At 48.3% G+C, this 11,873-nt stretch carries 14 protein-coding genes and 1 pseudogene; 2 read left to right on the top strand and 13 right to left on the bottom strand.

The window, feature by feature from the left end; translation table 11 throughout:
- Nucleotides 1–122: 122 nt before the first annotated feature.
- On the top strand, nucleotides 123–926 hold the full coding sequence (gene blaOXA / locus J2X61_RS15550; protein ID WP_310188914.1) for a class D beta-lactamase: 804 nt from the start codon (nucleotides 123–125) through the stop codon (nucleotides 924–926).
- 7 nt (nucleotides 927–933) lie between these two features.
- On the opposite strand, the gene J2X61_RS15545 is transcribed toward blaOXA, so the two are convergent.
- From J2X61_RS15545 to J2X61_RS15525, 5 genes are all read right to left on the bottom strand, one after another.
- Nucleotides 934–1,842, bottom strand: coding sequence for a class I SAM-dependent methyltransferase (locus J2X61_RS15545; RefSeq protein WP_274467612.1), 909 nt, complete (start codon nucleotides 1,840–1,842; stop codon nucleotides 934–936).
- A gap of 32 nt (nucleotides 1,843–1,874) precedes the next feature.
- Complete coding sequence (locus tag J2X61_RS15540) at nucleotides 1,875–2,807, bottom strand: D-2-hydroxyacid dehydrogenase (RefSeq protein ID WP_310188912.1); 933 nt, start codon at nucleotides 2,805–2,807, stop codon at nucleotides 1,875–1,877.
- A 162-nt stretch (nucleotides 2,808–2,969) separates the two neighbouring features.
- Nucleotides 2,970–3,443 carry an NUDIX hydrolase gene (locus J2X61_RS15535; RefSeq protein ID WP_310188909.1) on the bottom strand — a complete coding sequence of 158 codons (474 nt, stop codon included), beginning with the start codon at nucleotides 3,441–3,443 and terminating at the stop codon, nucleotides 2,970–2,972.
- A 134-nt stretch (nucleotides 3,444–3,577) separates the two neighbouring features.
- The gene (locus J2X61_RS15530; RefSeq protein WP_274467609.1) at nucleotides 3,578–4,354 is read right to left on the bottom strand and encodes an AraC family transcriptional regulator; all 777 of its coding nucleotides are present in this window, start codon (nucleotides 4,352–4,354) and stop codon (nucleotides 3,578–3,580) included.
- Nucleotides 4,355–4,381: 27 nt separating this feature from the next.
- Nucleotides 4,382–4,957: a LysE family translocator gene (locus J2X61_RS15525; RefSeq protein WP_310188906.1), complete on the bottom strand. Its 576-nt coding sequence runs from the start codon at nucleotides 4,955–4,957 to the stop codon at nucleotides 4,382–4,384.
- Between the two features lie 175 nt (nucleotides 4,958–5,132).
- Here J2X61_RS15525 and J2X61_RS15520 point away from each other — a divergent pair, with 175 nt between their 5' ends.
- On the top strand, nucleotides 5,133–5,795 hold the full coding sequence (locus J2X61_RS15520) for a stalk domain-containing protein (protein WP_274467607.1): 663 nt from the start codon (nucleotides 5,133–5,135) through the stop codon (nucleotides 5,793–5,795).
- A gap of 65 nt (nucleotides 5,796–5,860) precedes the next feature.
- On the opposite strand, the gene J2X61_RS15515 is transcribed toward J2X61_RS15520, so the two are convergent.
- The 8 genes and pseudogenes from J2X61_RS15515 to J2X61_RS15480 form a co-directional block, all read right to left on the bottom strand.
- Nucleotides 5,861–6,322 carry a carboxymuconolactone decarboxylase family protein gene (locus J2X61_RS15515; protein ID WP_274467606.1) on the bottom strand — a complete coding sequence of 154 codons (462 nt, stop codon included), beginning with the start codon at nucleotides 6,320–6,322 and terminating at the stop codon, nucleotides 5,861–5,863.
- A 195-nt stretch (nucleotides 6,323–6,517) separates the two neighbouring features.
- Nucleotides 6,518–6,682, bottom strand: coding sequence for a YozQ family protein (locus J2X61_RS15510; protein ID WP_274467605.1), 165 nt, complete (start codon nucleotides 6,680–6,682; stop codon nucleotides 6,518–6,520).
- A gap of 110 nt (nucleotides 6,683–6,792) precedes the next feature.
- Nucleotides 6,793–7,401 (bottom strand): TetR/AcrR family transcriptional regulator, encoded by a 609-nt coding sequence (locus tag J2X61_RS15505; protein WP_274467604.1) that lies wholly within the window; start codon nucleotides 7,399–7,401, stop codon nucleotides 6,793–6,795.
- Between the two features lie 66 nt (nucleotides 7,402–7,467).
- Entirely contained in the window at nucleotides 7,468–8,943 is a 1,476-nt protein-coding gene (locus tag J2X61_RS15500; RefSeq protein ID WP_274467603.1) for an FAD-dependent oxidoreductase, read from the bottom strand.
- Between the two features lie 412 nt (nucleotides 8,944–9,355).
- Nucleotides 9,356–9,862 (bottom strand): DUF4188 domain-containing protein, encoded by a 507-nt coding sequence (locus J2X61_RS15495; protein ID WP_274467602.1) that lies wholly within the window; start codon nucleotides 9,860–9,862, stop codon nucleotides 9,356–9,358.
- A 36-nt stretch (nucleotides 9,863–9,898) separates the two neighbouring features.
- Nucleotides 9,899–10,411, bottom strand: coding sequence for a TetR/AcrR family transcriptional regulator (locus tag J2X61_RS15490; protein ID WP_274467601.1), 513 nt, complete (start codon nucleotides 10,409–10,411; stop codon nucleotides 9,899–9,901).
- A gap of 142 nt (nucleotides 10,412–10,553) precedes the next feature.
- Nucleotides 10,554–10,886, bottom strand: coding sequence for a WGxxGxxG-CTERM domain-containing protein (locus J2X61_RS15485; RefSeq protein ID WP_274467600.1), 333 nt, complete (start codon nucleotides 10,884–10,886; stop codon nucleotides 10,554–10,556).
- Between the two features lie 339 nt (nucleotides 10,887–11,225).
- Nucleotides 11,226–11,866, bottom strand: a pseudogene (locus J2X61_RS15480) (SGNH/GDSL hydrolase family protein).
- Between the last annotated feature and the right edge of the window lie 7 nt (nucleotides 11,867–11,873).

Genomic DNA, 11,873 nt, shown 5'->3' with positions numbered 1-11,873 from the left:
CTGTACGGGTACAATCGCCGCAAACGGCGGTGCAGCCCAGCCGTTCATTCCTCTATACTCAGTGTTGTCGACACGAGCCTTACTGTTATTCCATTATGAAGAAGCCTAAGGAGGAATGCAATTTGCTAACCTGGTCAAAGAAAAATCAAGTCGCTCTGACATTCGCTGCCCTACTGTTCGCCGGTTCAACAGGTAGTGCTGCACTGCCCGTGAATGCCGCCGCGAAAGAGACGAAGCTCCCCTGCGAGGAACTGTTCCATGATGTACAGGGTACCCTAATCATCAAAAACCTGAAGAAGGACCGCGTCTACGTCTGCAATCCCGAACGGAGCCGGCAGCGGTTCACGCCGGAGTCTTCGTTCAAGGTGCCTAACGCGCTCATCGGTCTGGAGGCGGGAGCGGTACAGGATGAATACGACGTGAAGAGATGGGACGGCATCGTCCGGCCATTCGAGACGTGGAACCGTGACCATACGCTGGCCTCGGCCATGCGGGCATCCGCAATTTGGTATTACCAGGCGATGGCCCGGGACATCGGGGCCGAGCGGATGAAGGACTATGTGGAGCGGATTCATTACGGCAATATGGATATTAGCGGGGGGATCGATACCTTTTGGCTGGACAGCTCGCTGAAGATTTCGGCGGAGGAGCAGGTCGGCTTCATGGAAGACTTGGTGGAGGAGACGCTGCCCTTCCAGGAGCAGACGATGAAGACCGTCAAGCGGATCATGATTGATAATGACCAGGACAAGTACACCGTGCATGGCAAGACCGGCACGCGGCTGTCGGACATGGGCCTCGGCTGGTATGTGGGCTATGTGGAGCGCGGGAAGACCGACTGGGTGTTCGCCGCTAACGTGGACAGCAGCGGAACAACCGCCAAGACGGTTACGCTGGAAGCCTTGAAACGCCTTGGCATTATGTGAGGAGAGGTCAGCCAGATTGTTCTGGTTGACCTCTTTTGTTTTGATAAATAACCCCGGTCGTAATCTTCATATTTGCAGCGTAGGTCAGGAATACGTCATTCTGAAATATGTTTGACAGAAATAATTCCAGCCTGTACTCCTTTAGTGCCTCTTCACAGGTAGCACCACGGTTAACGAGATTTGCAATAAACCTTTCTTCTGCACCTGGTTCTGCTCCGAATCCGTCTTCCTTTAATGAGTTGAAAAGGGCATCCTGTTTCCCATGTTCAGAATAAGGATCTAAGAAATTCACCTTATCGCTAACCCGGCACTCAATTTGCTTAACGCCTAGTTGGCTTAAATAGACAGGAAGCTTTATTCCGATATTCCCATCCTTGCCGCTGCGTTTACTGTCTCTTTCGAACAATTCCTGAAGAAATCCTAATTGGACGACATCTGAAGAATTGTAACCATCGAGATAATAGTTTGCCATGGCGGAGATCCAGTGTGGTTCAAAACAAATAATTCTGCCTTGATCCACCAAGCAGGATAACATTTTTTGAAGAGTCTCCTTCGGATTTTCCACATGCAATAGGAAGGCATGGCAAACCACAATATCATACTTTTGTTCAAAACTCATCTTCTGAACATCGCCAAGGATAAATTCGGTTTTAAACGGAGTGCCGGCAAATAGCTCCTTTGCATGGTCGATTAATTTGTTGCCAGCATCGACACCCGTATACGTAGAGCCTTCCGGAATCAATGGTAAAAACTTGGTTCCCAAGTAGCCATAACCACACCCAAAATCGATGATTCGAACCGGAGATGTTATTTTCCAAACACACTTAACGAGGAATTCCAAATAGTCATCATTGTAGTAGAGCGATCTCGTCTTGCTTAAGTAATCGATCTTGCTATTCCAATAGTAATCACCCATTTAGCTACCTCTCCCGAATAAACTCCAACCCATTAATATCCTCGGCTTACGTCCACCGAATGGCTAACTCGTTCCTGCCCGTTCTCCAATTCTCTTAGCACGGAAAGATAGCCGTCAACCGCTTCATCCAGTCCGGTAATTGCCGAAATGTGAGGTGTAATAACAACATTGGGATGACTCCATATCGGCGATGCAGCGGACAAAGGTTCCTCTCTAAACACATCAAGAACAGCTCTGCGAACGTGGCCCCGTTCAATCGCCCCGAATAAAGCATCTTCATCCACGGAAGCACCCCGGCCCACATTAATAAAGCCTGCACCGCGCATACAGGAAAACACCCGTTCTTCGAACAATCGATCCGTGCTCGGTGTTAAAGGGAGCGTGTTAATCACCCAGTCAGCCTGAGGTAACAAAGGCTGTACCTCGGTCACCGGATGGACCTTGTGAAAATGCCGGTTCGGAGCACCGCTGCGAGATATTCCGATAACGTTGGCCCCAAATATACTCAGCATTCTCGCTACTTCTTCACCAATCGTACCCGTACCGAAAATGACGGCGTTTAGCTGCTGAAGCAGCTTCGTCTGTGAAGGCATCCATTGTCTAGCGAGCTGGTGTTGTTGAAAATTTTCATGAAGCTGTACATCGGCAAGCAGATAACTCAAACAATATTGCCCTATTTTCTGTCCGAAGCTGCCGATCGTACGCGTTAATAATACATCTTTTTTCCACTCACGATTAAATAAGAAGGCATCTACGCCAGCCCCAAGCGCATGAACCCATCGCAACTTGCCAAAATGAAACGATTCCGTCGGTTTAAATGCCACATAACCATCCGCCCAGTCGAAATGATGCGCTCTTACCTCCGCCTCCGGAAGAAACAGATACTCCCGCTTAGGATCCAGCAAAGCCAGCTTCTCTAAGTCTCGGTACATCCTTCCGGTCACCATAATTCTTCTAATATCCATCTGCCATGCCCCCTCAGAAACATAAACCATACAGGTAAACCCATTTTACCACAGCAAGTTCACTATTTTATTTATTGCCTCTTTTTTGCTAAACCCCTTCCATTTAATTAAAAATAAAAAAGCTCTCGCCCCTTGGAAATAAGAGACGAGAGCATGATTTTTTTAATCCAATGACTTCAAGTAAAACAAGATCCCTGCCCTATCAACATTGGAAAACTGCAGAGGGTCCTCATTCATCATGTATCTTAGTTTATCGACTTTGATCCATCGCGGGTTCTTCGTATCATCTCCTGAAGATAGCAGCTCACCTTGAGCCCTGCAGCGGAAATAAACACCAACAGAGTCAAAAGAACCTCTGATCGTTTGATAAGCAGCAAACGGTCTCATACATTCCACTTCGAAACCCGGATCAATACCTTTGGTATCAATCCGAGTATCCTCACCTTCAATTTCAACTACATCGAGCCCGGTCTCTTCCTTCACTTCCCTGATCAGAGCGGCTATTAAAGATTCGTACGGCTCAATTCTTCCGCCAGGAAGCTCAATTCGTTGAGGCTCCCCTGACCTATTCCTCGTTTGAACTACTATTTCTGCTTCTCCATCAACCGTTCTCTCAATTATGGCCCGAGAATTCACGAAGAACACTAAGCATCATCCGTTTCTATGAGTGTACTATCATTCCTTAAACACATCCTACAGATTACCATTATTATCTACTGGATCTAACTAAAAGACAATAGAGTAGGAAGGAGTTATAGCTTCGTGCTCATTCAATTCAAATAGGACATATATTCAAATGCTGTAGTTCCATATACACTTTTAAAATGCTTATTTAGATGTGTTAAATCTACAAACCCGCAGGCGGCTACAGCCGAATAAACATCTTTCGTTTTTTCAATTAACTGTTTGGCACGTTCGATTTTGCAATTGAGAAAGTATTGATACGGTGAAATGCCAGTATGCGCCTTGAATAATCGAATAAACTGAAACTTGGATAACTGAAGCTCGCTGCTGATTTCGTCAAGTTTAAGAACATGTTCCAGATTGGCATGGAGCATATCCTTTGCTTTACGAATGAGCGTGTTATCCTTCTTGTTGTCCGTCGAAAGCTTCGTTTGAACGAGGCGATCGGTGAGAGATAAGAACAATTCACTGCACAAAGCTTCATCTTTTTCGTTACATATCGCATTGGAGAGGCTTAATATTTGCCGCTGAAGCCGGTCGTCATACACTATCGGTTTTGAAAAACGGATGATATCCTTTTTTTCAATAACCTCCAGAAGCAATTGCGGTTCGAAGTAGAGCATGACATAGTCCAGCCCTGTCTTGTCGTGCGCCATTCCATCATGAGCCTGTTCCGGATGAAAAAGCATGATGCCATTCTGGTAGGATAATTGCAAACTGCCTTCCAAGTTATATTCTTGAATCCCGCGCAGCGTAACTCCAATCGCATATTCCTGATGAGCATGCTTCTTATACGTAAAATCGGTCATACTGGCGGACAACGCCGTAATCCCGGCACATTTTTTGTAAATAAATTTGTTCATTTTCCATCACCTCTTCATCAGCTTTACCTACTTCAATACCATGACGGCCGCATAAGCAAGAGATAACGCCATCACAACATTGACTATCTTGTTATGCTTTTGTAAAAATGCTTTGAAGCATGCACCGAAAAGCACCCATGTCATAAATGCTAAAAATCCAATTCCGATGATAGCGAAAATCCTTATCGTCACTGCGGGGCTCGAGCTGTAATAGGGTAAAATAAAAGTCGGTACGACAGTGAATGTAAATAAGATGACTTTGGGATTGAGAAACTGCATAAGGAAGCCTGACATGAAGGTAGCCGTTTGGCGTACAGTCGAATTCGTTGCATCCAATTTGTATATTTGATAGGCCAAATATAACATATATACGCTGCCAATGATCTGAATCACTATGATGATTTTCGGCAGAATCGTCATGAGAATCGAATTTAACATGGCAGAAATAACGAGTAACAGTCCAAAACCGGCAGTTGCTCCATAAGAATACTTTATTGCCTTTCGGGCGCCCGTATTTTGAACGGTGGATAATATGACGATATTGGTAGGTCCCGGTGTGAACGTAGCAATGAAGCAATAAATTAAAAAAGATGTTATGTCCATGAGATAACCCCTTTCTGGCTATTCTCATATCCTACATCTTGGATGAAAGTCCCTATAGTACATTATTGCACCATGAATCAGTTGCAGGCCCAAAACAACATAGCGTATTATTAATCTTATTAATCATAGATTTCTGCAATCATAAAATCAAACTGTACGAAGGTCGGTGCATCCATTGAAAAAATATATCATCGGCGGTTTGGCCGGATTTCTTATAGCGACAACCGTATCTGCGCATGCAGAAGAGGTCACTAATCTCATAGGCAGAACGATACAGGGAGCTTTCCCCTTCCAAATCGAAGGCAAAACGCTAGCCACTCCGGCAATCGTTGTGGACGGCACTTCATACCTGCCGGTCCGTGCTCTTGGCGAAGCAACCGGGTATGAGGTCTCTTTCGATGCGGATATGGGCATCTCGCTGAAGAAGAAAGAAACTCAGCCGATGGTCCCGACTCCGACGCCTTCCCCTTCCGCAACGCCTAAGCCGCAAGCTTCGAATGATCCGGGCAGCGGATTTCAGACGATTACGACGGCCATTCTCAGCTTAAATGAGGAAAAAGCCAAAAAAAGCACGGGAGAATTCGGACTCATCCAAGTAGATGGCGCGCAGTATGTCTCTCTTACCACCTTAAGCAGCTTCTATACCATCAGCTGGGGTGAACCCATGGTGCAGGTGAGTCTTGATGGCGAGCTTATCGGCTTATTTGCCTCCAAGAGTCAGTATTCACAAGGAACCGGATCTTTTACATATGACGGCACGGTTTACGTTAATCTGGCCATGCTGAAGCTGAAGGGAATTGTCAACGGGAAGACGCTTGTCTTGACGGACGATATTTAACTGTCGGTATAGGTCAAATAGCAAAAAGCCGCATCCTGACGGACGCGGCTTCCTTCGTTGAACCATTATTTATGTGCGGACGGCTGATAGTCACCCGGTAACATTCCCGTTGAGATTGCGATACGATTCCAACAGTTAATCGCGTTTATTGCCATAATTAAATCAACATATTGTTCTTCATCGAAATGTCTGCGAACTTTCTCAAACAATTCCTCGGGCACGCCTGCATCTGAAATTCGGGTTACAGCTTCCGTTAAGGCTAGCGCGGCACGCTCCGATTCCGTATAGAAAGGGGCTTCACGCCATGCGGTTAGCAAGTATATTCGCTGCTCCGTCTCCCCTGCCGCGCGCGCATCTTTTGTATGCATGTCTAGACAATAAGCGCAGCCATTAATTTGCGAGGCGCGAATTTTGATCAATTCCACCAGTTTGGGGTCGAGGCCGCTTTTCTTCACATATCCTTCTAATTTTAAAAGGGCTTGCAGCGATTCAGGCCGCACTTTCGTATAATCCAGTCTAACTTCCATTCGTTATTACGCTCCTTCATTTCTATCGTAACTGCCTTTGATCCACAAGGCTTCTTCCTGTTTCTAACAGAGTATCCCCTGCTGAGATCAACCTCATACGCAGGCAGCAGTCCTCCCATTCCATCATCATGAAAGATAAAACGGAGCCCACAAATCCGTGGCGCTCCGTTTATTTCTTCATCAATTCAAAGCCTCTTATTTGGACAAATCCTTAGAGGTTTCGTTCGTTATTTTGATCTTGCCTTCCGCTAACTCGTGTATGCCATCGCTCGTTCCTGCCGCATAAACATCAGATAACTGTTCATGAGTCAGGGCGTTACCTTGCAATTCCCGATCTTTCGATTTCTTATCGTTCTTCATTGCATTCACCTCCGTTTTCTTGGACCTACATCGTTAGTATTCCAAGAATCGGATCATTTACGTAAATCGGCGTCAGCTTCAAATACGAATTGCCCACATGTCATTAGTTATCAATTCGTTCGGTACTGCGGCGCAATCAATCGCATCAACATATCGGCTCTCGGAATTCGGTAGTCCTCGATCCCATTGGAATTGATGACCATGATGCCGGAGAGAACGGATAAATAACAAGCGATAAGCTCTCTGGGGTCTCCTTCCGTCAATTCTCCTGCCTGCTGTCCTTCCAGGAATAAAGGAAGCAGTTGATCAATGAAGGTATCCATCGAATACGCCTCCAGAAGAAGCTTAACCTTGTCGGGCACCCCGTCGGACGTCCGCGCTTGGTGAATGAGCATGAAATACGGCGCTCCGCTTTCATCTAGAATGTCCGCCGTCAATGCCCTTATTTTCTCGATTGGTGTGCCCGGCATTTCATGAATGCCTCGCATGGCCGCTTCCGTCTCGAGCATCGCCTCTTGAACAAGTGACAGAAACAATTCATCTTTGGATTTGTAATAATGGTACAACAGCCCGTTGCTGATTCCTGCCGTTTCTGCGATCATGCTCATCTTCGCGTTTAGGATGCCTTTTCGGGCGAATACCTGAATAGCCGCCGCCTTAATTTGCTCTCTACGTTCATCGCGGATTTGGTGTAATTGTTCATCGTTTAATGGTGCCAATGTCGAGTGCTCCTTTGCGGACGATATAGATATTTACCAGTATAACAAAACCTATATCCAAAATCGCTATTCCTTCGCCGGCTCGAAAGGCTTATCCGAGAATCGGGGCAGAAGCCCATCCAGCACGGCCTCCACAGTCTGCCCGTCTTCCACCTTAAGCTCTGCGAGAAGCTGCTTGCCTTCCTCTGTAAAGTTAAGCACTTGGACAACCGTCTGCGGGTTGAAAATATGTCTCGGTGACACGGACAACGTATTCACAGCCCAGTAAAGACCGTATAGCCGCCAATCGGGCTTGCTTATAGCGTGCTTGAGATACAGCTCCATATATTCCCGGGAGAAGGCATTCCCCTTACGTGAATCCGAACCCTCGTAGTGAACACCTTCCCACTGCAAGTCGGCCGAGCAGTTAAGCCAGAACGCCGGCTCGATGGCTTCTTTGATTCGGCGAAGCACACTGTGCTCCCAATCAGGCTGGTATGCAGCGTGTCGTTCTCGCAAACTGGCTGCCAGAATTTCGGCAGCGATCGCGGCGACCGTCATGCCCTGGCCGAAGATCGGATCATAGATGCAGTAAGCATCTCCCAAGACCAGCAATCCGGCAGGCCAGCGGGACATCTGTTCATAGCGGTGACAATATAATTCCGGAACGCGGAAGCCTCGAGGCGAAGTGATGGGTTCAAGGTCGCGTACGATTTCCGAGATGATCGGGTTCGGCAGCTGCGCCACAGCCAATTCGAATTCGGCGGCATCCGTAGGAGGGTAATTCCCGCCTGGGCGGTAGAGCAGCACTTCGGCAACCTGATTCTCAATGAAAGAGAACACACCCGTATAAGTGCCGGCTGCTGGCTGCCCCTGGAGGTTAATGACGTCCCATTTATCGATGAGGTGGGTCAGATGGGCAGGCACCTTATAGCGGCGGGTACTGTAACCGAGCGAAACTTTCAGACGATCCGGCTGCGGCACTTCGTAGCCTAGCTCCGTAAGCCATCCCGACAGTTTCGAGGAACGTCCGCTCGTATCCACAACCAGATCGGCTGTCAGAACCTTCTCCTCTTTGGGATCATCTCGATCTCTGGCTTGAACGCCGATAACCGCTGAGCGGTCGGGGGAGGTCACCAACCGTACGACATCGTGCCTGGACAAGAAGCGTACGTTAGGAATGCCTTCTACACGTTGACGGATGACCCACTCAAGTACCGCTCGACTAAATTTGATATCATTCCGTTCATACTTTAGTTCCAGGCTCCCGTGCTGGTTCATGAAATAAACGGCTTTGTTCAGAGACGAAGGGGAGCCTTGCGCCACTAAGTCATGCTCATAGCCAGGAAAAAGCCGCTCCGTAATCGATTTCCCGCGCGTCGTGAAGCGATGCGGATGGAAAGCCTGCGGAGTCCCGGGACGCAGATCGGGGCCCGCGGGAAAATCGTCTTTCTCGACGATCAGCACCTCCGCGTAATAATCCGAGAGTACGCGCGCGGTCATTAACCCGGCCATCCCCCCGCCAATGACGATAGCTTTGCTTTGGTTAAGATGAGTTGTCATCACCATTTCCTCCTCGTTGTTGATTGACTAGATCAGTCAATATTATTATAAAAAAATATGCAGCGAACCTAATTTGAATCTGACTTTAGATTGAACGGTTCAGTCAATGTTATTATGCCGGGGCAGTTAATTTTTGTCAACCGTTTTTTTATAGGCATTCCACATGGAAAACATTGCGATAATCCTTTTAGGATCAAACAGGCTTATATGCATATAACTATGTACGAATCTCAGGAAAGGAGCATGAGAACATGGCCGATACCATAAAGCCCAATGGCTCACAGCACGCTGCACCTCCATCGGATGATCCGAAGAAGCAAGGCCGATCTGCCGCAAAGAAGAAATCCAAGTAAATAAATAGGCTGCCGGTTGATGCTCGCATCATCCAGGCAGCCTTGCTTATCCTATCCCCTTATCGAGGATTGGTTGGTGTCGGTACGGCGGGTTCGTTCTCTCCGCCCATGCGGCGGCGCGACGTCTCCATATGGCCAACGGCGGGAAGATGTTCCGATACTTTGGCCAGCCCAAACACCGGCATATTGCCATATACACACTCATACTCGCCGGCTCGGATTTTGTACGTTTCATGATAGATACCAACGGTTCCGTCCGTTCCGACTTTGCGGTTGAAATTCCGCCAGGCGGTAAGATGCTGTCCGCCGCGGGCGTACGCTTCCAGCTGCTCGTAAGAATCCCAATATTGCAGCAAATGAATGGTACGCCATCCCCACATAAACTCCGTTCCACGGAAGCCGAGCTTGCGGTTCGTGTAGAGCTCCCGGATCATCGGTCCCATTGCTTGAAGCACCGGCAGCCACTTGTGGATTGCCCATACCCGGTTGACACGCATGCCAATCAGAAAAACAACGAAATCCCCTTCCACTCGCGCCGTGTATCTTCCCGGAATAACTTTCGCCACTGGTCCTCATCTCCCTTAACATTTCATTCAAGGTAATTATTCATTCTCACAATTAGGGGACAGCTCGGGCAGCTCCAGCACTTCGGACATAACCGCGACCAGCCCGAGGCCAATGAAGCTGGACGCTTGAAAGCCGGGCTGCGGAATGTCAGCGAGCTCGAATTTCTCCTTCACCACCTGATGAATATGCGCGAAGCCTTCCTGAACCTGTTGCCGTATAAGCGGTTCAGCTGTTGTGAACGCCTGCATCGACAGCAGCGTTTCGTCCCGGTGAGTCCCCAGCAATTGATAGAAGGCGGCGCCCATCCGATCTGCCAATTGCTCCGCCGGCGCTTCAACCTCTCTAAATTTCCCTGCAATACGCTGGATGGATTGCTGCAGTACTTCGATGAACAGTTCTTCCTTCGTTTTAAAAAAATGAAACACATAAGGCTGTGTAACTCCCACCGCCTGTGCGATATGTGCGGTCGTCGTCTTGTGAAATCCCTGTTTGGCGAAGACGGTTACGGCTGCATCGATAAGTTGTTGTTTGCGGTCTTCTTTGGCCAATTTCTGATGTCTCCCCACATTTATTTATTAATTAATAAATAAATGATTTTCCGTAAATTGTCAACCGTTTTTTTCCAGTGAAACACAAAAAAACGCAACCCGCCAAGGATAAATCCCTAGCAGCTTGCGTTTTATCATTATTTTATCTGTCCGTAACTTTACGTCTAGAGCCCAATAGGCCCATAAGTCCGATTAATCCAAGCCAGCCCCAATTCGATGTTGAGGAGACGTTATGGCCTACATCATTCGTGCGAATGGCAAAATCCGTACTCGACGTGGCGTTATAACTTAAATTGCGGATCCCGTTCGCATCAGAAGCGGCACTGCTATTCAAGTACCCGCTCCGCATAGAGGCATCGTTGCTTGTCCCGACTGCCGGAGTTCCTGTCCCTGATCCGACACTTGTGCCATAAGCTCCGGAAGTACTTAAGCTACTATAAATCCCTGTCGTATCCGTACCTGTGGTTGCATTCATACCAACCCCTGAATGACCTTGTGCACCAACTGTTTCTGCCAAGCCATAAGTGCAAGATGAAATGAAGGCGAAAGTTACTATAAGCTTGTGAAGTTTATTCATGGCTTATTCCCCTTTCTTTGAAACTAAAAGTATATTCAAAGTTAGGATGCTCCGCAGGATCACGTTTAAACAGGGACTTACAGGGGACGCTTCAGATTCGCCCTCTTTCCTAAATGTGATAGGAACCCAACAAGGAGTAAATAATAAGGACATTGATAAACAGCAGGAACCACAAAACGCCCGCAAATGCGGAACCGTCCACATTGACGGGCCTCTCAACCGCAGCGATACGGAGCTTTAACGGGCCGCTGCTTCTGCACCGGCAGCCTTCAGCCAGGCCTTGGCGATCAACGAATGGCCTGCTGCCGAAGGATGCACGCCATCCGGGGCCCAATAGCTTGGCGGCGCGGTCATTGACGCCTGAGCGAACAGGCCGTCCAGCGGAATCAGCAGCGCGCCGAATTCGCGCGCGAGCTCCCGCACGACGGCGATCTTCGGATCGAGATCCTCCCGCCACTGCTTCCGGTCATCCGGCACCGGCAGCACGAACGGCTCGATCAGAATCAGCTTGGCGTCCAGCGCCGACTGCGTCCGGACGAGCAGCTCCCGGTATCCGCTTGCGAATTGTTCCGCAGACGTCGGATCGTTACGGTCATACCGGCGCCAGCAATCGTTAATTCCGATATAAATGGATACCCAATCCGGCTGCAGCTTCAGGCAATCTTGTTCCCAGCGGGCTTGCAGATCTTTGACCCGATTCCCGCTGATACCGCGGTTTATGAAGGATAACTGCAGATCGGGGCAGGCCGCTGCCAATAATGCCGCCGTTATGAGCGGGTATATCCCCTGCCCAAGTCCATAGGAACGTCCCGGACTCTTCCCGCGTCTGTGATGCTGTCACCCTGAAACAACACAGTGTCTCCTTGTTTAATACGCATATTTAAA

Origin of the sequence: Bacillus sp. 3255, from assembly GCF_031456485.1 — a bacterium.
GTDB lineage: Bacteria > Bacillota > Bacilli > Paenibacillales > NBRC-103111 > Paenibacillus_E.
The sequence above is the reverse complement of the archived record's forward strand: the minus strand, read 5'-3'. Positions and strand labels throughout refer to the sequence as shown.